This is a genomic window from Oceanithermus desulfurans, assembly GCF_014201675.1.
Lineage (GTDB): Bacteria > Deinococcota > Deinococci > Deinococcales > Marinithermaceae > Oceanithermus > Oceanithermus desulfurans.
The window spans coordinates 20,525-40,783 of record NZ_JACHEZ010000011.1; the positions used below are offsets into that span (position 1 = coordinate 20,525).

General features: G+C 69.1%; 19 protein-coding genes. 8 read left to right on the forward strand and 11 right to left on the reverse strand.

Annotated elements, in window-relative coordinates; all coding sequences use genetic code 11:
* Positions 1–45 precede the first annotated feature (45 nt).
* Both folB and folP read right to left on the reverse strand, forming a co-directional pair.
* Positions 46–411 carry a dihydroneopterin aldolase gene (folB, locus tag HNQ05_RS11480; protein ID WP_147144731.1) on the reverse strand — a complete coding sequence of 122 codons (366 nt, stop codon included), beginning with the start codon at positions 409–411 and terminating at the stop codon, positions 46–48.
* Positions 412–1,182 carry a dihydropteroate synthase gene (gene folP, locus HNQ05_RS11485; RefSeq protein WP_183677841.1) on the reverse strand — a complete coding sequence of 257 codons (771 nt, stop codon included), beginning with the start codon at positions 1,180–1,182 and terminating at the stop codon, positions 412–414.
* A gap of 124 nt (positions 1,183–1,306) precedes the next feature.
* Here folP and HNQ05_RS11490 point away from each other — a divergent pair, with 124 nt between their 5' ends.
* Genes HNQ05_RS11490 through HNQ05_RS11505 form a run of 4 tightly spaced genes read left to right on the forward strand, consistent with a single transcriptional unit; the run spans position 1,307 to position 5,430 of the window.
* Positions 1,307–2,176: a universal stress protein gene (locus HNQ05_RS11490; RefSeq protein ID WP_147144733.1), complete on the forward strand. Its 870-nt coding sequence runs from the start codon at positions 1,307–1,309 to the stop codon at positions 2,174–2,176.
* A 30-nt stretch (positions 2,177–2,206) separates the two neighbouring features.
* On the forward strand, positions 2,207–3,436 hold the full coding sequence (locus tag HNQ05_RS11495; RefSeq protein WP_147144734.1) for an MFS transporter: 1,230 nt from the start codon (positions 2,207–2,209) through the stop codon (positions 3,434–3,436).
* Between the two features lie 60 nt (positions 3,437–3,496).
* Positions 3,497–4,057 carry a TRAP transporter small permease subunit gene (locus HNQ05_RS11500; RefSeq protein ID WP_147144735.1) on the forward strand — a complete coding sequence of 187 codons (561 nt, stop codon included), beginning with the start codon at positions 3,497–3,499 and terminating at the stop codon, positions 4,055–4,057.
* The gene (locus HNQ05_RS11505) at positions 4,054–5,430 is read left to right on the forward strand and encodes a TRAP transporter large permease (protein WP_147144736.1); all 1,377 of its coding nucleotides are present in this window, start codon (positions 4,054–4,056) and stop codon (positions 5,428–5,430) included. The genes HNQ05_RS11500 and HNQ05_RS11505 overlap by 4 nt, the downstream gene beginning before the upstream one ends.
* Before the next feature lie 77 nt (positions 5,431–5,507).
* Here HNQ05_RS11505 and HNQ05_RS11510 read toward each other — a convergent pair whose 3' ends face one another.
* The 4 genes from HNQ05_RS11510 to HNQ05_RS11525 all read right to left on the reverse strand — a co-directional run bounded on the left by HNQ05_RS11510 (position 5,508) and on the right by HNQ05_RS11525 (position 8,510).
* Complete coding sequence (locus HNQ05_RS11510; protein WP_147144737.1) at positions 5,508–6,587, reverse strand: TRAP transporter substrate-binding protein; 1,080 nt, start codon at positions 6,585–6,587, stop codon at positions 5,508–5,510.
* Positions 6,588–6,683: 96 nt separating this feature from the next.
* Positions 6,684–7,190 (reverse strand): DUF4384 domain-containing protein, encoded by a 507-nt coding sequence (locus HNQ05_RS11515; protein WP_147144738.1) that lies wholly within the window; start codon positions 7,188–7,190, stop codon positions 6,684–6,686.
* Between the two features lie 65 nt (positions 7,191–7,255).
* Positions 7,256–7,849: a ribonuclease HII gene (gene rnhB, locus HNQ05_RS11520; RefSeq protein WP_147144739.1), complete on the reverse strand. Its 594-nt coding sequence runs from the start codon at positions 7,847–7,849 to the stop codon at positions 7,256–7,258.
* Positions 7,842–8,510: an LOG family protein gene (locus HNQ05_RS11525; protein ID WP_147144740.1), complete on the reverse strand. Its 669-nt coding sequence runs from the start codon at positions 8,508–8,510 to the stop codon at positions 7,842–7,844. Before HNQ05_RS11525 ends, rnhB begins: the two co-directional genes overlap by 8 nt.
* Positions 8,511–8,566: 56 nt before the next feature.
* Here HNQ05_RS11525 and HNQ05_RS11530 point away from each other — a divergent pair, with 56 nt between their 5' ends.
* Complete coding sequence (locus HNQ05_RS11530) at positions 8,567–8,917, forward strand: DsrE family protein (protein WP_147144741.1); 351 nt, start codon at positions 8,567–8,569, stop codon at positions 8,915–8,917.
* Between the two features lie 3 nt (positions 8,918–8,920).
* On the opposite strand, the gene HNQ05_RS11535 is transcribed toward HNQ05_RS11530, so the two are convergent.
* The 3 genes from HNQ05_RS11535 to HNQ05_RS11545 form a co-directional block, all read right to left on the reverse strand.
* Positions 8,921–10,444, reverse strand: coding sequence for a PASTA domain-containing protein (locus HNQ05_RS11535; RefSeq protein WP_246104057.1), 1,524 nt, complete (start codon positions 10,442–10,444; stop codon positions 8,921–8,923).
* Between the two features lie 89 nt (positions 10,445–10,533).
* On the reverse strand, positions 10,534–13,065 hold the full coding sequence (locus HNQ05_RS11540) for a S8 family serine peptidase (RefSeq protein ID WP_147144743.1): 2,532 nt from the start codon (positions 13,063–13,065) through the stop codon (positions 10,534–10,536).
* A gap of 3 nt (positions 13,066–13,068) precedes the next feature.
* Entirely contained in the window at positions 13,069–14,718 is a 1,650-nt protein-coding gene (locus HNQ05_RS11545; protein WP_147144744.1) for a carboxypeptidase regulatory-like domain-containing protein, read from the reverse strand.
* 164 nt (positions 14,719–14,882) lie between these two features.
* Here HNQ05_RS11545 and HNQ05_RS11550 point away from each other — a divergent pair, with 164 nt between their 5' ends.
* From HNQ05_RS11550 to HNQ05_RS11560, 3 genes are read left to right on the forward strand one after another with little or no spacing between them, the layout of a single operon-like run.
* Complete coding sequence (locus HNQ05_RS11550) at positions 14,883–15,824, forward strand: prohibitin family protein (protein ID WP_183677833.1); 942 nt, start codon at positions 14,883–14,885, stop codon at positions 15,822–15,824.
* A gap of 54 nt (positions 15,825–15,878) precedes the next feature.
* Positions 15,879–17,147 carry a hypothetical protein gene (locus HNQ05_RS11555; protein ID WP_183677835.1) on the forward strand — a complete coding sequence of 423 codons (1,269 nt, stop codon included), beginning with the start codon at positions 15,879–15,881 and terminating at the stop codon, positions 17,145–17,147.
* Complete coding sequence (locus HNQ05_RS11560; RefSeq protein WP_183677837.1) at positions 17,147–17,842, forward strand: ATP-binding cassette domain-containing protein; 696 nt, start codon at positions 17,147–17,149, stop codon at positions 17,840–17,842. The genes HNQ05_RS11555 and HNQ05_RS11560 overlap by 1 nt, the downstream gene beginning before the upstream one ends.
* Before the next feature lie 44 nt (positions 17,843–17,886).
* Here the strand turns inward: HNQ05_RS11560 and phnE are convergent, their stop codons facing one another.
* Positions 17,887–19,497 carry a phosphonate ABC transporter, permease protein PhnE gene (gene phnE, locus HNQ05_RS11565; protein ID WP_147144746.1) on the reverse strand — a complete coding sequence of 537 codons (1,611 nt, stop codon included), beginning with the start codon at positions 19,495–19,497 and terminating at the stop codon, positions 17,887–17,889.
* Positions 19,494–20,243, reverse strand: coding sequence for a phosphonate ABC transporter ATP-binding protein (phnC, locus tag HNQ05_RS11570; protein ID WP_147144747.1), 750 nt, complete (start codon positions 20,241–20,243; stop codon positions 19,494–19,496). The genes phnE and phnC overlap by 4 nt, the downstream gene beginning before the upstream one ends.
* Positions 20,244–20,259: the final 16 nt, after the last annotated feature.

Sequence of the window (20,259 nt, forward strand, 5' to 3'; positions counted from 1 at the left end):
ACCTCCGACCCTTAGGGTACTGCGCTCAAGTTTTATTATATAGGGTCATTCGCCCGCAGGACGTTTCTTCGCTACCTCGGCGTAGACGTCGCGGAAGACCCCGGGCAGCGGCGCGTGCGGCTTGTGCACCCGCACGACCAGCGCCTCCACCTTGGGGAAGGCGCGCAGCAGACGTTCGGCCAGCGCGTCGGCAAGGGCCTCGATCAGGTAGAAGCGCTCGCCCGTGACCACCTCGGCCACCAGCCGGTGGACTTCGGCGTAGTCCACGGTGGCCGCCAGCCGGTCGCCCTTGCCTTCGTAGGCGATCTCCAGCTCGACGTCGACGATGAAGCGGGCGCCCAGCGCCCCCTCTTCGGGCTTGACGCCGTGCCTTCCGTAGAACTCGAGCCCGCTGAGCGCGATCTTGCCCATCTACCCCTCCACTGCGTTCCAGACCGCCAGCGCCTCGGCGTGCGCGGCCACGTCGTGCACCCGCAGGATCCGGGCCCCCCGCCGCGCCGCGGCCAGGTGCGCGGCCACACTGCCGCAGAGCCGGCGCTCGGGCGCGGTCACCCCGGTCAGCTCGCCGATCGTGCGTTTGCGGCTCAGGCCCGCGAGCAGCGGGTGGCCGAGGGCGGCGATCTCGTCCAGCCGCCGCAGCAGCTCGAGGTTGTGCTCGAGCCGCTTCCCGAAGCCGAAGCCGGGGTCGAGCACCACCGCGGGCACCCCGGCGGCCAGCGCGCCTTCGGCCTGGTGCCGCAGGAAGCCCGCGACCTCGCGCACCACGTCGGCGTAGCGGGCGTGCTGCATCATCGTCTGCGGGTCGTTGACGGGGCTGTGCATGATCACCACCGGCACGCCGTACTCGGCGGCGAGCCGCACCATGCGGCCGTCGCGCAAGCCCCCTACGTCGTTGAGCAGGTGGGCCCCCAGCCGCAGCGCCTCCCGGGCGACCTCCGGTTTGCGGGTGTCGATGCTGACGGGCAGGGCCAGCTCCAGGACGGCCTCGAGCACCGGCAGCACCCGCCGCTTCTCCTCGCTGGCGCTCACCGGCGCGGCGCCAGGGCGGGTGGACTCGCCGCCGAGGTCGATTAGGTCGGCCCCTTCGTCCTTGAGGGCGCGGGCCCGGGCGCGCGCGGCCTCCACGTCCAGGTAGCGCCCGCCGTCGGAGAAGGAGTCCGGGGTAACGTTGAGGATCCCCATCAGCCGGGGGCGGCTCAGGTCGAGGGTGCGGCCGCGGAGTTCCAGTTTCACCCCGGCATTATACGCGGGGCACCGGTCCCCCGCCGCCTGCGCTACGCTGGAAACAGGAGGAAAGGAGGGCCTGATGAGCGGAGTTCTCGCAGCCGTTGACCTGGGCTCGGGTTCGGAAGCGGTGCTCGCAAGCGCCGAGGTGGTGGCGCGGGCGCTGGAGCTTCCGCTCGTGGCCATGCACGTGGTTGCCGATGGCTACCTGCGCTCGGCGCCGCGGCGCTTCGCCGATGTGTGGGAGCCGGATCTGGAACCGCTCTTCGAACGGGCCAGCGCGGCCCTGGGCCGGCTGGCGCACAAGAAGCTCGAGCGCCTCGCCCCCGAGGGGGCCGAGCTGAAGCTGCCGCACGGCAACCCCACCCAGGAGGTGGCCGCGGAGGCGCGGCACCACGCGCTGGCGGTGCTGGCCTCCGAGGGAAGCACGCCGCTCGAGCGGGTGGCCCGCGGCGGCGTCTCCCGCTACCTGATGCACCGGGGCGAGGTGCCCGTGCTCTCGGTGCGGCCCGATCGCCCTCTCGAGCGCCTGGGGCGGCTGGGCGTCGCCGTCGACGACTCCAGCGCCTCGCTGGCGGCGCTCCGCGTCGCGTCGCGGCTCGCCGAGGCGGCGGGGGGCGAGCTCGTCGCTTTTCACCTCGTCAGCGTAGGTCCCCAGAGCTGCTGCGTGCCCCAGTACCTGCCGCCCGAGGCGCTGGAGGCCGCCGACCTGGACCGCCGCGCCGAGGCGGCGCTGCGCGAGGCGCTGGACTACCAGGGGCCGCTCGTCGTCGCCCGCGGCGAGGAGATCGAAGGGCTGCTCGAGCTCTCGCACGAGCACGGCGTGGACCTGCTGGCGCTCGGCTCCAAGGCCAAGAGCAGCCACTGGACACGGCTGGGCCGCAGCGTCGTCGGTCTGCTCTACAAGGCCGACCTGCCGCTTCTTGTCGTACCCGAGGCGGCGCACCTCTAGCGCCCTGACGCAGACGTTATACTGGGTCCAGTGAGGCCCCATACGACCCCGTGGTACCTGAGCCTTTCGGCTTACTGGTTCGCCACCAGCTTCAAGTGGTTCTTGGTGCTGCTGGTGCTGCTACCGGCACGGGTGGCCGAGCTGGTGGACCCGGCCGAGAAGGCCACGCGGCTGGGCTGGCTGTTCGCCGTGGGCGCGGTCATGGCCTTCGTGGGCCCTCCTGTCTTCGGCTTCCTTTCCGATCGCTTTCCCTCCCGTTGGGGCCGCCGCATGCCCTACCTGGGCGCGGGGGCGCTGCTCACCGCGGTGGCGCTGGTATGGATGGCCTACGCCCCCAGCTACTGGAGCCTCTTCGCCGCCTACATCGTCTTGCAGCTGGCCGACGACCTGGCCACAGGGCCGTACTCGGCGCTGATCCCCGACCTGGTGCCCCACCAGCACCGCGGCACCGCGTCGGGGTGGATGGGGGCGCTGCAGGTGTCGGCGCAGATCGCCGCCGGGGTGGTGGGTTTTACGATCGCGCACCTGCCCCTGCTCTTCTGGATCACCGCCGGGCTCAACCTCGTCGCCGCGGGCTGGACGCTGCTGGTGATTCGCGAGGCACGGGGCGTTCCCGGCCGCCGCGAAGGCTTCGTGGAGAGCATGCTGGCCCCCTGGAAGAACCCCGACTTCCGCTGGGTCTGGGGCACGCGCTTCTTGGTGATGTTCGGCCAGTACGTGGTGCAGACCTACCTGCAGTACTACCTGGCCGACGTGGTGCGCATCTTCACGCTATGGGGCCAGCGCGTCGCGGCCCAGGCCTTCCAGGCGGTGGCGCTTTTGGGGCTGGTCATCTCCGCGGGCGCGGCGGTCAGCTCGGTGCCTGCGGGGCGTTGGTCCGATCGGGTGGGCCGTAAGCGTCCCATCTACCTCGCCGGTGGGGTGATGGCTTTCGTGATCCTCCCGCTGTTGATGGTTCCGCGCTACGACGTGCTCGTCTTCGTCGCCCTGCTCTTCGGCCTCGGTTACGGCGCCTACACCGCCGTGGACTGGGCTCTGGCCACTGACGTGCTGGGGGCGCCCGAGGCGCACGCGACCGACATGGGGATCTGGCAGACCTCGATCGTCCTTCCCCAGATCCTGGCCGGCTCCCTGGGGGGCATGGTGGACCTGCTCAACCGTTCGCAGCCGGGTTCCGGGTACACCGCGCTCTTCCTGCTGGCCGCGGCCGGTTTCGTGCTGGGCACCGTGCTGGTCCGTCAGGTGCGCAGCGTCCGATAGGTTGAATATCCATGCACAAGGCGGGTAGCATTAGGGGGCTGGCGAGGAAGGAGGCCCCGAGTGGATTTCCTATTAAGCTTTTCCCGCCTTATCGACGCCTTCAACGAGGCCGTGGGCCGCTTGGTGTCCTGGCTGACGCTCCTGATGGTCGTCATCGGCGTGTACAACGCGGTTACGCGAAAGCTTTCGCAGACCATCGGCGTGGACCTGAGCTCGAACACCTACATCGAGCTGCAGTGGTACATGTTCGCGCTCGTCTTCCTGTGGGGCGCGGCCTACACCCTCAAGCACAACGCGCACGTGCGCGTGGACGTCATCTACTCCCGCCTGTCGGAGCGCGGCAAGGCCTGGGTCGACGTCTTCGGCACCGTGCTCTTCCTGCTGCCCTTCACCGCCGTGGTGCTCTGGACCGCCTGGCCGATCGTCTTCGAGTCGTGGAAGATCCACGAGATGTCGCCCGACCCCGGCGGGCTGCCGCGCTACCCCATCAAGGCGGCGCTGATCGTCGCCTTCGCGCTGCTCTTCCTGCAGGGCCTTAGCGAGCTGATCAAGCGCATCGCCCTGCTGACCGGCCATCAGGTTGCGCTCGCCTCCGGAAGCGAAGAGGAGCCCTCGCTATGAACCCCGATCTGCTCGGCCCCCTGATGTTCGCCGCGGCCTTCGTCTTCATCTTCACCGGTTTTCCCGTGGCGTTCTCTTTGGCGGGCACCGCGCTCGTCTTCATGCTCATCGGCATCTCCCAAGACCTGATGAGCTTTCATCTGATGTCGGCGCTGCCCGAGCGCATCTTCGCGATCTACGAGAACTACACCCTCCTGGCCGTGCCCTTCTTCATCTTCATGGGCACGATGCTCGAGCGCTCCGGATTGGCTGAGAACCTGCTCAAGACGATGGGCATCCTCTTCGGTCCCCTGCGCGGGGGGCTGGCGATCTCGGTCGTCGTCGTGGGCACGCTGCTCGCCGCCGCGACCGGCGTCGTCGGCGCCACCGTGGTGGCCATGGGGCTGATCAGCCTACCGGTGATGCTGCGTTACGGCTACTCCAAGGAGCTGGCCACCGGGGTGATCGCCGCCTCGGGCACCCTGGGGCAGGTGATCCCCCCTTCGATCGTGCTCATCGTACTGGCCGACCAGTTGGGCGTTTCCGTCGGCGACCTTTTCGTGGGCTCGCTCATTCCCGGCCTCAGCCTCTCGGCGATGTACATCCTCTACGTGGTGGCCGTGGCGATCATCAAGCCCAAGGCCGCCCCGGCGCTGCCACCCGAGGAGCGCGATATGCACGGCTGGCAGCTGTTCAAGGAGGTCATGCTGGTGATGATGCCGCCGCTGGTGCTGATCCTGCTGGTGCTGGGCAGCATCTTTGCAGGCATCGCTACGCCCACCGAGGCCGGCGCCTTCGGCGCCCTGGGGGCCATCCTGCTGGCCATGATTTACCGCAGCTTCAACCTGGGGGCCCTCATCGACACCATGGACGCCACGGCCAAGCTCACCAGCATGGTGATGCTGATCCTGGTGGGCTCCACCGCCTTTTCGCTCGTCTTCCGCGGCCTTTACGGCGACATCTGGGTCGAGGACCTGCTGCTCAACCTGCCCGGGGCCGAGGTGGGCTTCCTGATCACGGTCAACCTGATCATCTTCATCCTCGGCTTCTTCATCGACTTCTTCGAGATCGCCTTCATCATCATCCCGCTCGTCGCCGGGCCTGCGGCCACGCTGCTGGCGCCGCTCTTCCCGGAGGCGCTCGAGCCCGCCCGCCTGGCCCTCGTCTGGTTCGGAATCATGATCGGGATGAACCTGCAGACCTCGTTCCTCACGCCGCCCTTCGGGTTCTCGCTCTTCTACCTGCGCGGGGTCTCGCCCCCCGAGGTCTCGACGATGCACATCTACCGGGGAGCGGTGCCCTTCATCGCCATCCAGATCATCGGCCTCACCCTGATGATCGTCTTCCCCCACATCGCCACCTGGCTGCTCACGGTGACCTCCTCGGGCTACTAGGAGCGGTCAACCGGGCCCGCAACGGCGCGAAGCGAACCCCCGGCCGCGGCCGGGGGTTCGTCGTGGGGCGTAGGCGACTAGGAGCGCGAGGCGACGTACTGGACGTAAGAGGCCTCGGCGGTGCCGAACCAGCGGTTGATCTCCTCGCGGAAGGCCTTCCAGTCTTCGTAGACCTTCTTGTAGAAGGCGTCCTTGGCGGCGGTTTCTTCGAAGAGCGCGAAAGACTCCTTGCGGGCGGCGTCCAGGATCTCGTTGGAGAAGCGGCGCAGCTTCACGCCTTTGGCCAGCAGACGCTTGAAGGCGGCCGGGTTCTTGAAGTCGTAGTCCACCTGCATCTGCTGGTTGGCCTCGGCGGCCGCGGTCATGTAGATCTGCTGGTACTCCTTGGGCAGGTCGTTCCAGGCCTTGAGGTTGACGAAGGTGTGCAGCGTGGGGCCCGGCTCCCACCAACCGGGGTAGTAGTAGTACTTGGCGACCTTGTAGAAGCCCAGCTTCTCGTCGTCGTAGGGGCCGACCCACTCGGTGGCGTCGATGGCGCCGCGCTCGAGCGCCGGGAAGATGTCACCGCCGGCCAGCACCTGCACGGTCACGCCCAGACGCGACATCACCTTGCCGCCCAGGCCGGGGATGCGCATTTTGAGGCCCTTGAGGTCGGCGAGGCTGTTGATCTCCTTGCGGTACCAGCCGCCCATCTGCACGCCGGTGTTGCCGGCGGGGAAGCCGATCATGTTGAAGTCGGAGAAGAGCTCGTTGAGCAGTTTGTTGCCGTTGCCGTCGTAGAGCCAGGCGTTCTGCTGACGGAAGGTGAGGCCGAAGGGCAGCACCGTACCGAAGGCGAAGGCCGGATGCTTGCCGATGTAGTAGTACGCCGCGGTGTGGCCCGCCTGCACCGTGCCCTGCTGAACGGCGTCCACGACCTTGAGACCCGCGACGATTTCACCCGCGGCGTAAACGCGGATGTCGAAGTTGCCGTCGGTCATCGCGCGCACGCGGTCGGCGATCGTCTGGGCCCCGCCGTAAATGGTGTCCAGCGACTTGGGCCAGCTCGTGGCCATGCGCCAGCGGATCTTCTTCTTGGTCTGGGCGAAGACCGGACCGAAGACGGTGCTCGCAGCGACGCCGGCCGCTGCCTTCTTCATAAAATCACGACGTTTCATTCCATGCCCTCCTTTTAGGTACCGCGTTGTTACGGCTCGATTATACGGTCCCAGCCGAAACCTGCGCAAGGCCGGCTGCGACGGCGTCGGAAAGAATTAGTATGCAATGTAGAAATAGGTTTCCTTCACGTCGCGTACCTGGGCGTAGCTCTGCTTGAAGTAGAGGCGCAGGCGGTCGTTGAACCCGTCGGTGCTGTAAACGCCGCGGAAGTAGACGCTCCCCGGACGGGTGTCGGTGTAGATCGCCCGCACCCGCTGCTTGCCCGTGGGGTAGTCGACGACGTAGCGGCGGCGCATGCTGGGCAGGGGCAGCACGTGGGTGCCCGCGGGCAGGTAGACGCCGTGTTCGAACTCGTAGGTGCGGCCGTCGGGATCGATGGCCACCAGGCTCACGTACCCGGGCCGGCGCAGGGTGACGACGAACTGCACCTCCTCCCCGACCCGGTAGGTGGAGCCGGTTCCGCGGTCGGGTTCGAAGCGGGCGATCACGTCGGCCAGGCCGAACTCGACGGAGACCCCCACCTGGACGTCCCCGGGCCGGAGGGTGATCGTGCACGCGGACAGCAGGGTGCCGAGCCCCAAGAGCAAAAGCATCCTTTTCATGGCACCTCCCCAGTTCCAGTCTAGCCTCCGCGGATGAAAGCCGCGGTCAGGAAGATTAAGGCGTTTTAAGCCGGGCCCCACAAACCCGCCTGGGCCACCGGCGCGAAGCGGCGGCGGTGCTGCGGGCAGGGCCCCAGCCGCGCCAGGCACGCCAGGTGCTCGGGTGTGCCGTAACCCTTGTGCCGCGCGAAGCCGTAGCCGGGGTAGCGGTGGTGCAGGCCGACCATGATCCGGTCGCGCACCACCTTGGCCAGGATCGAGGCGGCCGCCACGCTGGGGCTCTGGGCCTCGGCGCGGGCGGGGGCCAGGAGGGGCAGCTCGGTCTCCAGGAAGAGGTAGTCGGTGACGAGCGCCTGGGGCGCGACCCGCAGGCGCGCCAGCGCCCGCCGAGCGGCGCAGTGGGTGGCGCGCAGCACCCCGAGTCGGTCCACCTCGGCGGCGCTGCAGGTGCCCACCCCCCAGGCGAGCGCGTGGTCGAGGAGGTGGTCGAGCAGCTGCTCGCGGCGCCGCGGCGTCAGCTGCTTCGAGTCGCAGTAGGGGTAGCGTCCCGGCGGGAGCACGACCGCAGCGGCCACCAGGGGCCCTGCGAGCGCCCCGCGACCCGCCTCGTCGACCCCGGCGACCCGGAGGCCCCGGCGCCAGAACCCCCGCTCAAGCATGGTCGTGCGCTTCGAGCTCCTTTCGGAAGACCTCGATGACCTCTTCGGGGCGGTCGGCGAGCCGCAGCAGGCCCGGATCCCGGGGGCCTACGGCGCTGTGCTCGGCCAGCGTGTTGCGGATCCAGGCCTCGAGCCCCTGCCAGTAGTTGCGGTCCATGGCGAAGAGGGGGAAAGGGTGGACCTTGCCCGTCTGCAGCAGTACGAGCACCTCGGTCAGCTCGTCCAGGGTCCCGAAGCCGCCCGGCAGCACCACGAAGCCCACCGCGTAGCGCACGAACATCACCTTGCGCACGAAGAAGTAGCGGAACTGCAGGCTGTGGGTCTGGTAGTGGTTGGGGCGCTGCTCGTGGGGCAGCTCGATGTTCAGCCCCACGGAAACCCCGCCCGCCTCGTAGGCTCCTTTGTTGACGGCCTCCATGAGCCCCGGACCGCCCCCCGTCACCACGCCGAAGCCGGCGCGGGCCAGCGCGCGGCCCAGGTCCTCGCCCAGGGCGTAGGCCGGGTGGCCGGGCCCGAAGCGCGCGGAGCCGAAGACCGAGACCAGCGGCACCTCGATCCCCGAGAGCAGCTCGAAGCCGTCGACGAACTCGGCCAGGATCCGGAACAGGCGCCAGGCGTCCGTGTGGTGCAACCGATCGATGACCCCGCGTTCGTTCTCCATACCCCAAGTGTAGGCCAGCCGACGCCGGCGGCGCGCCGTCCGGCGTACAACGTGGTATGGAACTCACCGTCGTCGTCCTGGCCGACACCGATACCCACGCTGACCTGGGCCGCCTGGCGAACGCGCTGGAGACGGCCGCCGATGCGGCGGCCGCGGGGGCGGAGCTGGAACTCGTCTTCGACGGCGCGGCCACCCGCTGGGTCGCGCGGCTCGAGGATCCGGACCACAAACACCACGCCCTGTGGCGCGACCTCAAGCCCCGTTCCGGGGTCTGCGTCTACTGCGCCCGCGCCTTCGGGGTGCTCGCGCAGGTGCGCCGGGCGGGGGTGCGGTTGCTGGACGAGCGCCGCGGGCACCCCAGCCTCTACCGCCGCCTGGCCCGTGGCGCCGTGGTCCTCACGTTTTGAAGTTCAGGGGGCCCGGCTCGTCCACTCCTGGTAGAGGAAGCCGTCGAGGTAGAGCTTGAAGCGGGCGTCGCCCATCACCCGCACGCTCCCCTCGAGCGTGCTGCCGCCCTGGGCGAAGGTGTCGATGGGCGTGCGTTCGCCGTTGTCGTCGGTGACGACGAGGCGCACGTGCACCGGGGCCTGGGTGCCGCTGGCGGGCAGGGGGACCCGGATGGGGACGATGCGCTCCCCGGGGGCGAGGTCGGGCGGAGGCGGCGTCTCGGGCCCCGTCGTCGGGGTCTCGGGGGGCGCCTTCTGCGGGGCCGGCGGGGCCATGAAGCCCTGCTCGGGCAGCAGCACCTCACCCCGCCCGGCCACGGTCAGCACCACCGGGCTACCCACGTCGAGGGCGACGCCCGCGGGGGGCGACTGGGCCAGCACGGTGCCCTCGGGCTGCGGGGAGGGCAGCGTCCGCACCTCGCCCAGGCGCAGCTCCGCGACCGAGATCAGGTAGCGCGCGTCCTCCAGCGTCAGCCCGGTGAGTTCGGGCAGCACGGTCTTGCGCGGCGCCGGGCCGTCGGAGGTGAGGAGGCGCACCGTGGCCCCCTGGGGCAGCGGCGCGTCCGCAGGCGGGGCGCTGGCCAGGACGGTGCCCTCGGGCTCCTCGCTGTAGCCCGTGGCCGCGGCGCCCGGCAGGTAGCCGGCCTCTTCGAGCGTGCGTTGCGCCTCGCTCAGCGGCTGCCCCGCGAGCGGGGGCACCCGGCCGTCCTTGGGTCGGTTGAGGACGAGCTCGAGGGTGCGCCCGGGCTTGACCCGGGTGCCCGGGGGCGGGTTTTGCTCCAGGATCAGGTCGCGCGGCCGGTCCGGCTCGCTGGCCATGGTGAAGGTGACCTTGAGCCCCATGTTCTTGACCGCCTCCAGCGCGGTGCGCGGGTCCTGTCCGCGCAGGTCGGGGACGGTGAACTCGGGAGGGTTCAGGTAACGCGCGCTGCCGGCGGCGAAGAGCCACAGCCCCAGCACGGCCAGGAGCAGCCCCGGCACCCAGGAGGCGGCGTGGCTTCGCCGGCCCGGCCGCGCCGAGGGCAGGGCCCGCAGAAAGCGCCCGCCAAGGCGGTCGATCTCGGCCTCGTCGTGTTCGCCCAGGGGGTCGAGCGCCGCCACCCGCACCCCGTCCTCGTTCAGGCGCAGGTCCAGGTCCGGCAGCGCGAACCCCAGCGGCCTGAGCGCCTCCAGGATCCGGCCCACCTCGCGCACGACCTTGCGCCCCTTGGCGGGCAGCGCCGAAGGGGCGTCGCAGGAGGGCCAGAAGACGTAGTACTGCCCGGGCTTGGCGCTGATCTCCAGGCCTTCGGGGAGCACGCCCAGCGCGGAGAGCGCCTTGAGGGCCTTTCGGAAACGGAAGAAGACGGCGCGCGCCTCGGGGCCCTTGACGTCGAACCAGTAGAGGCGGCCCGCGGCGCCGGAGGGGCTTTGCGCCCGCCACACCGTGAGGAAGTCTTCGCGACGTTCCTGCTGCGAGGTTTCGTAGGGTCCGAGGCGGTCGGGCATCTTCATAGAGTATATCCCTGGGTGTAAAAAACGCATGAAAAGAACCGGCGGCCTGGAGGCCGCCGGTTCATCCGGGCCGGGTTGGGATGCTAGGGCGTGTCGAGCAGGGTCAGGCTCAGGACGTAGTCGCCGGTGGTGCTGCCGCCGGCGTCGCCGTCCCAGGCGGTAACCAGCACGTAGTAAGTACCGCTTGTGCCGGGGGTGAATTCGAGGCGCGACTCGCGGCCGGTGAAGTCGTCGTTGAAGGCGACCTGGTCACCGTTGCTGTCGTAGACCGCGAGCATGGTGTCGGGGGCACCGCTCGCGTACGCTTCCACGTCCGCCACCAGGGTGGTCCCGGCGGTGAGGGTGACGGCGAAGATGTCGTCGTCGCCGTCCGGGTCGATCGAAGCGCTCACGACCGTACCCAGCGCCACCGTCTGAGCGCTCGCGGTGTCGACGTTGCTGATGGTGGTGCCGCTCACGGTGGCCGAGCCGTTGGGCTCGGTCTCGCTCACCAGCGGGCTGGCGATGTCGAGGGCGTAGGCGTTGAAGGGGCTCGAGCCCCCGTTCGCATCCTGAATGATGATGTAAACGGTCTTGTCGGCGTCGGCCGTGTACTCGAGCCAGGCATCGTCGGTGAAGTCCTGGTTGCTGTCGTTCTGGGCGATGACGGTCGTGCCGTCGTCGTCGAGCAGCGTCAACACCAGATCCGCGTTGCCGCTCAGGGTCTCGGTGTTCAACACGTAGGTCTGGCCGGAAGTCACGTTCAGCGCGTAGTAGTCAACGTCGGTTCCGCTGTCGGCCTGCAGGATGCCCTTGTAGGTCGTACCCGCGGTGACGGGGGTGGCGTTGGCGGTATCGTCGTTGGGTTCGTAGGGGTCGCTGGGGAGGGTGATGTCCAGGGGCACGACGAACGCATGGTCACCGCTGGAAACCTGTACGATGCCCTCGGCCGTTCCCGGGGCCACACCGCTCTTCTTGTGCGGACCGCCCACCATGACGCGGTAGTAACCGGGATCGATCTGCAGGAACATCGCGGTGCCGTCACCGAAGAGGCCGGTGCCGGTGGTCTGCGTAGGCAGGAGGGGGCGGTCGGGGAGGGGGTTGCCGTCGGCGTCCACCGGTTGCAGGGTGACGCTGGTCATCGGTAGGGGCGTGCCCGTGGTGAGGTCGACGACGTCGACGTAGACGTTCGCCCCCGCATCCGGGGCGGGCTCGCTGCCCCCGGCGATGGCCAGGGCTTTGGCCACGGCCGCGCCGGCGTCGACGATGCCCCAGCCCAGGTCCTCGTCAAAGCCCGGCAGGGTGTCGGCGTTGGCGTCCCAGGCGGTCTGGGTCAGGATGGCACGCACCTGGCGGGCGTCAAGGCTGCCGGGGCCGCCAGCGGCTTCGAGGATGAGAGCGGCCGTGCCCGCGGTGGCAGGGCTGGAGAACGAGGTCCCGGCGATGTAGGTGTAGTCGTTCTCGTCACCGGTGCAGCTTGCCCCCGTGGGGTCGTCGAGGATGCACTGGCGGGTGGTGGGTACCCAGATGTTCTGGCCGGGCGCGGCCACGTCGAGGTGGACGCCGCGGTTCGAGAAGTCGGTCCGCCGGCCGTCGGCGCGGGTGGCGGCGACGGTGATCAGGCCGGGGTGCCAGGCGGGTTCAGCGAAGCCGGTGGTGGGGGTGTTGCCCGCCGAGGTGACCAGGACGATGCCGTTCATCAGCATCCAGTCCATCAGGTCCTTGATCACCTGGTCGTAAGCGCCGCCTCCCCAGGACATGTTGAGCACGTCCACGTAGGGACGGCCCGGGGGCGGGGTGTAGCCGCCGCAGCCATCGGGAACGCTCAAGCCGAACGCGCTCGGACCGTCGACGGCGAAGAAGCCCCCGTAGACGATGCCCGAAAGGGTCAGGTACCCCTCGACCGGATGGTCGATGGCGATGGGGACGATGCTGGCGCCGTAGGCGATGCCGCGTCCGCCGATGTCGTTGGCGACGGCGGCGGCGGTGCCGGCCACGCTGGTGCCGTGGGTGCCCAGCCCGTTGTGGGGGGTGTCGGGGCAGATCAGCTCACCGGTGGTGCCGTAGAAACCGGGGTAGGCGATGTTGGCCTGGAGGTCGGGGTGGGTGTGGTCGATGAAGTCGTCGTGGATGGCGATGCGCACGCCCGCACCGGTGACGCCCGCGTCCCAGGCCTCGGGGGTGTTCATCTGGCGGTGCATCCACTGCTTGTCGAAGTCGGGGTCCGAGTACGGTGAGTCGGCCAGGGCGCCGATGCCCGTGCCGGTCGTGTTGACCGTACTCACGGGCTCGGGTTCCTTGACGAGGCGGTTGGGGGTGGCGTAACGCACGTCGTCGCGGCGTTCGAGGATGCCGAGCGCCTTCTCCACGGACATACTGTCGGGCAGCTTGACCAGCGCGGCCTTGAGGGGCGTCCAGTCGTCGATCAGGCTTCCGCCGAGGGCGTTGAGAATCGCGTCGAGGTCGGCCGCGTCACGGTAGCCGATGATCACCTGCCCGAGGACGTACTGCTTCGTCAGGTCCACGGACGGTGCGCCGTCGTTGCCGCCCGGAGCCCCGGTCTTGGGGGAGACGACGCCGGTGCTGCAGGCTGCGAGCAACACGAGTAAACCGGTGAGGTAGAGAAGCTTCTTCATGGTTTACCTCCCCCCCGCGCCGGCGACGGTAACGCCGTCTCCGGTGACGAAGGTGTTTACGGGGCCGTCCTCCACACCGAAGGGGCCCCAGATTCCGAAGAAGTCGGAGCCGATCGAGACCGCGTCCATCTCCCCGTCGTCGTTGAGGTGGGCCGTCACGGCGAAGGGCTGCCAGTCGTAGGTGTGGAAGGGTTGGAGGGTTTCACCCGAGATGCTGTACCCGCCCTCCACTTCGATCAGGCCGTGGGGGATACCCGAGATGCCGTAGCTGGCGAAGGGGTGGAACTCGCCGTCCGCTCCGGTCACGGTGAAGAGCGGCGAGATGTACTCGATGTTGAACCCGTCCACCTGCACGCGGTCGAGGACGATGGCCATGAGGAAGTTGATCGTCGAGGAGTTCTCTACCGAGATGACGTACCCCGGGGCCAGATCCACGTCGGTCACGTTGTCGCCGGGGGCCACGGCCTGCACCTTGAAGGCGGGGAGCGGCGTCACGCTGTACTCGGTCGACGCGGCCCGCTTATCGCCGTTCACGGCCTCGACGCGGTAGGTCAGCAGCACGCCGGGAAGGGTGCCGGGGGTGGCGTCGCGGAAGCTGTAGGAACCGGGGATCGGGTCGCCGTTCTCGTCCAGGTTCTGGGCGTCCTCGGCGGCGATGCGGCCGATGCGGTAGAACGTGCCGTTCTCGCCGTTCTTGCGGAAGATCTCGAAGGCCTCGGGCGCGGTCGCCGCGGGGTCGTAGGACCAGCTGAGGTCCACCCAGGTGATGGCTTTGTCGAGGCTGCTGTCCTGGGGCGCGGCCACCCCCTGCTTGGCGGCGTTCTGCACCGCTTCGCCCAACCGTTTCAGCGCCGCGACGTCGCCCGTCTTCATGGCGTTCACGATGGCGTCGCCGGTGAGGCCGGGGACGCTCAGGGTGCCGAAGACGGCCACGTCGCCGAAGGTGACCGCCTGCGCCGTCAGATCGGTGGGGCTGGCGGGAGCGTCGGCGGCGAGGTCGGGGCTGCGGTAGAGGTAGCCGATGGCTTCGGTGCGGTTGCCGTTGACGTCGTAGGCGACCGCGTGCACGGTGACGAAGTCGTTGTAGCCCGTCGTGTCGATCGTTACTTCTTTTTCGCTGCCGTCGAAGTCGAAGAAGCGCTGGTGGCGCACGTAGCCGTTCAGGTAGCCCGAGCTGCCGCCCTGCTGCCCGAGGGCCACGTCCAGGAACTGGAAGCCGTTGGTGTCGGGGTCGGCGACCGAACCGCTCACGGTGACCGTGACCTCCTGGCCGGGCTCGTACCATTCAGGAATGTCGAGGTTCAGCTCAGGAGGTTCGACGGTGGCCTGGGGATCGAACACCGGGCGAAGGATGGTGCTGTACAGGGTCTTCTCGTCGAGCGTCAGGAGCCCCGTCACCTTCGAGGTCGCGAAGCCGTCCTTGGTGAAGACCAGGGTGTACCGGCCCCGCTTGGTGTCGATCGAATAGTAGCCCTGGGCGTCCGTCGTGGCCGATTCGCCGGTTTGCACGATCGTCACGCTGACGCCCGCTACGGGCTCGCCGGCCTTCATGTCCACCACGTAACCGCTGATCGTGGCGTTCGGGGTCACGAACTCCCCGCAGGCGGCGAGTACCAACATCAACAGTGCTCCGATGAATAGTTTCAACCTCATGCGTTCACCTCTTTCCTCCTGCGATTCAAGTAGGGTCCTGCGATCGTCGATGCTGCAACGTTGCTCAGTTTTCACCTCCGCGCAATGATGATAAGGCTTTAAGACAAATTAAACGTGGTTTTGTATCCCAATGTCAACCGCTCCCCCTGGGGTAGAGTGGGCGCATGGGAATACTGCTGATCGTGGCGCTGGTCGCCGTGGTGTTGGGCATCGGGCTGCTGGCCCAGCCCGGGCGCCGCAGCCTGGGCACCGCGTTGATCCTGACCGGGTTGCTCCTCGGGGTGGTCTCGCGCAGCTTCGTGGTCGTCCCCGCGGGGCACGTGGGCGTCGTCTTCAACGTTTTCTCGGGCGTGCAGCCCGACGCCCTCGACGAGGGGCTGCACTTCATCCTGCCGCTCGTGCAGGAGGTCGTGCTCTACGACGCGCGCCTGCAGGAGGTCACCCTCTCGAAGTCCAACGCCCGGCGGGTCGGCTTCGGCCCCATCCAGGCCCGCAGCAAGGAGGGTCTGGACATCGGGGTGGACGTGACCGTGCAGTACCGCATCGAGAAGGCTAGGGCCCCGCTGTTGCACAAGGAGGTGGGTCCGGCCTACCGCGAGACGATGATCGTGCCGCAGATCCGCAGCAAGGTGCGCGACGCCGTCGGCCTCTTCAACGCCGCGGAGCTGATCAGCACCCGCCGCGGCGACCTCGAGCGCTCGGTCACCACGGCCCTGCGGGAGGCGTTGGCGCAGAAGCACATCATCCTCGAGTCGGTGCTGCTGCGCGAGATCCGCATCCCTGACACGGTGGCGCGGGTGATCGAGGAGAAACAGACGGCCGAACAACAGGTGCAGATCGAGGAAAACCGCCGGCGCCAGGCTGAGATCGCCGCTCAGCGGCGCGTCATCGAGGCCCAGGCCGAGCGCGACGCGGCCATTCTCAAGGCCGAGGGCGAGGCCAAGGCGCTCGAGCTTCGCGGCGAAGCCTTGAAGCGCTACCCGCAGGTCATCCAGCTGACCGTCGCCGAGAAGCTGGCTCCCAACATCAAGACGATCATGCTCCCTACCGACGGCAACTTCCTGCTCGATCTGCGCAAGCTGGAAGAAGCCGCACCCAGCCGTTAGGCCGCCGTAAGCCAAACCCCGGCGCCCGGGCGCCGGGGTTGTAAAATGGACTCATTGCGTAAGCTTACGGTGACGGCTCGGCTGCGGCGGCGGGCGCGTTGGCTCGGCGCCCTGGCCGCATGGCATGCGCTCTTGTTCCGCGAAGAGCTGCGGCACAGCCCGTACCGCACGCTCACCGTGCTGATGCTGGCGGCGACGCTCTTCGTCTACGCCCCGGGCGTGGCCTGGGCCGTGGAGGAGATGCTGCGGTTGGCGGGGGAAGAGGGGTTCGACCCCGCCGACGCCAGCGTGCTACCTCTTACCTATGCGGTTTTCTTGACCTGGATGCTGGGCGCAAGTCTGAAGGGGCGCTCGTTGTGGTGGGTGATCCGCACGTCGCCGGCGCCGCGCGCGTTGCTCGGACTGGACCGGGCGCTGGGCGTCTTTGCCTTGGCCGTGGTCATTGCCGGGCCCTACGCTTGGGGCGCGGTCCGGGGAGCGGGGTGGCCTCCCGCCGCGCTGGTCTCCCTGATTGCGGTGCCGCTTTGGCTGTCGGTCCGTGTCCGCGGGGCGGGTGGGCTGGGGTACCCCTTCGCCCTCCTGGCGACGGCCGCGGTGGGTTGGAGTCTGGCGTTCGCCGCCGCGAGGTACATAGGGCAGGGCCCGATTCTCTACGATCCCGATCACGAGATGGTCCGCGAGTTGCTGCGCCTCGTCCTGGCGCGGCTGCACCTTCCCGACCTTGCGGCCGCGGCGCTGCGCGCCCCTGCGGTGCTGCACTTTACGGCGGGTCTGCTGGCCTTTTGGGGTCTGGGGCTCGCGCTGGGGAGCCGCGAGAACCGGGTCGAGGGGGTAGGGCGGCCCGCGACCTGGCTGGCCCGCTGGCGCGACGCGCCCGCGGCGTTCGCGCTGGCGCAGTTGGTCTACCGTCTGGACGTTGGGTTGCTTCAAGCCGTGCTGGCGCTTGCTTTTGCGCTGGGTGCCGAGGCCTATGGCTTGGCGCGGGTGCCCGGGGGAATGCTGGCGTGGTGGGCGGTGGCGTCGCTGTGGTGGTCGGTATGGCAGGAACCGCCCAAGTTTCCCGGCTGGCTGGGGGCGGGTTCGGAGGAGGACGGTCGCGTGGAGGGCGTCTTGCTCGCCGGGCGCCTGAGGGCGCTCGCACTGACGCTGCTTCCGCTCGTGTTCGTGCCCGGTCTGGGTGGGGTGGAGATGGCCGTCTGGGTCGGGGTGGTGTGGTGGCTGCACCGCGTTGCGGGACCGCTGGCGCGACTCCGTCCGGCCTGGTTCGCCGGGGCGCTGGTCTTTCTGTTCGGCAACGCGGTCTTGTGGATTGGGGGACGTTGATGGACGCCGGCTTGGTGCTGCAGGTGGAGCGCTTCTCGCGCACCTACCGTTCGGGCCGCGGGGTCCACGCGGTGAGCTTCGGGGTGGCGCACGGCGAGATCGTCGCGCTGGTGGGCCCGAACGGAGCAGGAAAGACGACGCTCCTGGAGGCGGTTTGTGGCCTCGCCGACTACGTGGGTTCGGTGCGGGTGGAGGGGTTCGACCGCGAGCAGGCTTCCGCCCAGTGGACCCGGATGGCCTGCCTGCCCGAGGAGCGCCGTTTCCCGCCCTTTCTGGCGGGCCTTACCGCCGCGCGGCTGGCCGAACGGTTCTGGGAGCAACCCGGGCTGGAGGATCGGTTCGTTTCCGAGGCGGAGCGGTGGGAGCTCGGGGCCGCCGAGCTGGAAACCCCAACCTTCGCCCTTTCCCAGGGGATGCGGGAGAAGCTGGCGCTGGCGCTCGTTTTCAGCCGGGTGGTTCCGCTCTACGTCCTCGACGAGCCCGAGGCGCACCTCGACCCGGTCATGCGCGACCGCTTGGAGCGGCGTTTGGCAGGGTTGCGCGAAGGTGGGCACGCGGTGCTGCTGGCCACGCACGACGTGCACCTGGCGGCCCGGCTGGCGGACCGCGTACTGGTTATCGTCCGGGGCAGGGTGACCGATCTGGGCCGTGCCGGCGTGGACGAGGTGTTGCGCGCCCTCGCTGCGGGGACCTAGGAAACCGCCGCGGGCCGGCCCGCGGCGGTCGCATGCGGCGCGGCTCAGACCAGCTTGCTGCGCAGCCAGGAGGAGCCGAAGTCGATCAGGTTGACCACCAGGACGATGGCGATGATGCCGATGATCATCTGGTCGTACATGCCGCTGGCCATGGCGTTCTGGATGAAGAAGCCGATGCCGCCCGCGCCCACGAAGCCCAGCACGATGGAGACGCGGAAGTTGATCTCGAAGCGGTAGAGGGTGTAGGCCACGAAGAGCGGCAGCACCTGCGGCAGGATGGCCCAGCGCACCACCCCGGTGCCCGAAGCCCCCACGGCCTCGAGCGCCTCGATGGGCCCCTTCTCCACGTTCTCGATAGCTTCGGAGTAGAGCTTACCCAGGTCGGCGATCGAGTGGATGGCCATGGCCAGCACCCCGGCGAACGGCCCCAGCCCCACCGCGGCCACGAAGACGAGTGCCAGGATCAGGGTGTCGACGCCGCGGTCGACGTTGTAGAAGGCGCGCATCAGCGTGAAGACCGCCCGCGTGAGGCCGCTGCCACGGGTGAGGTTGCGCGCGGCCAGGAAGCTGGTGGGTACGGCGAAGAGCATGGCCAGGAAGGTGCCCACCAGCGCGATCTCGACGGTGAGCGCCATCTGGCTGGCCACCTCCTGCAGCGGAAAGACGTTGTGCGCCGGATCGGCCAGGCGCGGCGGCCAGGCGCGGTCGAGGAAGTTGACGAAGAAGGGCCAGCCCTTCACCAGCCTGGTCAGGCTGAACTCGGTCGCGTAGAACGAGGGCACGAGGACGGCGAAGACGCCCGCGGCCACGAGACCGCCGGTCAGATCGCCCTCCTCGGCCAGCTCGGGTTTGCGGGCCAGGAAGAAGCCGCTCGCGAGCATCAGGCCGGCCAGGAAGAGTGCGGCCAGGGTGCCGTAGCGGAGGCTCGCAGGCCGCACCAGCCGCACCCCCTCGCGGGCGAGGTCCTTGGGCAGCCCCCCTTGCAGGTCGGCGAGCGAGCCGACAGGCTCGAGCTTCTTGAGGCCGATCTCGGCCCTGAGGGCGTTGGCCTTCTCCAGCCCCGCGTTGTAGCGTTCGATAAGCGCCCGGGTTTCCGTCTCGGGGACGGGGGTGAGCAGCTTGTAGTACCCCTCGAGACGCGGGAAGTAGGTATGCCCCGCCGGTCCCGCGAGCAAGGCGTAGCTCCCCCCGCCGACCAGCAGCGCGATCAGCAGGCTCACCACTCGTCCGCGGCCGCGAGCGGCCAGGGCCGCAAGTCCCGCCAGCCCTAGGGCGATCGCTCCCTCCATTACGCCCGGCAGCGGCACAACCCGGGCCAGGAAGACCGGGCGGGCCAGCCAGCCGTAGATCAGCACCAGCACCACGAGCCCCGCCAGCGCGCCCACCCAGCCGTGGAGGCGCCGCGGCCAGGGCGCCAGCGCCGCCAGCCCTGCGAGCGCGATCAGCCCCAGCCAGGGGTAGCTTGGCAGCAGCCCCGCCGGGGTGGGGTGCACCGCTTCGCGGCTCAGGTAGCCGAGGGCGCTGGAGAAGGGAAAGGCGAAAAAGAGCACGAGCAGCCCCAGGCCCGAAGCGTAAAGGTAGCGGCGTGCGGAGCCGCGCGAGATGGAGGTGAGTACGGCGACGAGGACGCCCAGTGCGGGGAAGACCCAGGTCATAGCGCCTCCAGGCTGCCGGCGTAGATCTGCGCGGCCAGGTCGTCGGTCAGGGTTTCGGTGGGGCCGTCGAAGACGAGCTGGCCCTGGTTGAAGGCGAGCACCCTGCGGGCGTAGCGACGGGCCAGCTCAAGGACGTGGATGTTGACGAGCACCGTCACCCCGTGGGCCTCGTTGTAGCTCTTGAGCAGGCCCAGGATCACGTCGGAGAGCCTGGGATCCAGGCTGGCCATCGGCTCGTCGGCGAGGACCAGCTGGGGCTGCTGCGCCATCGCCCGGGCGATGGCCACCCGCTGCTGCTGACCCCCCGAGAGGTTGTCCACCCGCACGTGCTCCTTGCCCGCGAGCCCCACCTCTTCGAGGTAGCCCGCGGCGAGCGCGTAGTCGCGCTCGCCGTAGAGGCCCAGAATGCCGCGCCAGGTCGGAAGGTAGCCCAAACGCCCATGCAGCACGTTGTCGAGCGCGGTCAGCCGCGTGACCAGGTTGAACTGCTGGAAGATGAAGCCCACGGTACGGCGGAACTGCGCGAGCGAGCGGCCCGAGAGCCGGTTTACCTCGACCCCGCCCACGCGCACCGTTCCCGAAGTGGGGCGCACCAGCCCGTTGAGGGTGCGCAGGAAGGTGGACTTGCCGGCCCCCGAAAGGCCGATGACGGCGACGAACTCGCCGTCATCGATGGTTACGTTGATGTCCCGCAGCGCCTCGGTTCCATTGGGAAAGACGACGCCGAGACCCTTCGCTTCGATCATGGAGCCCTTCGCGCCT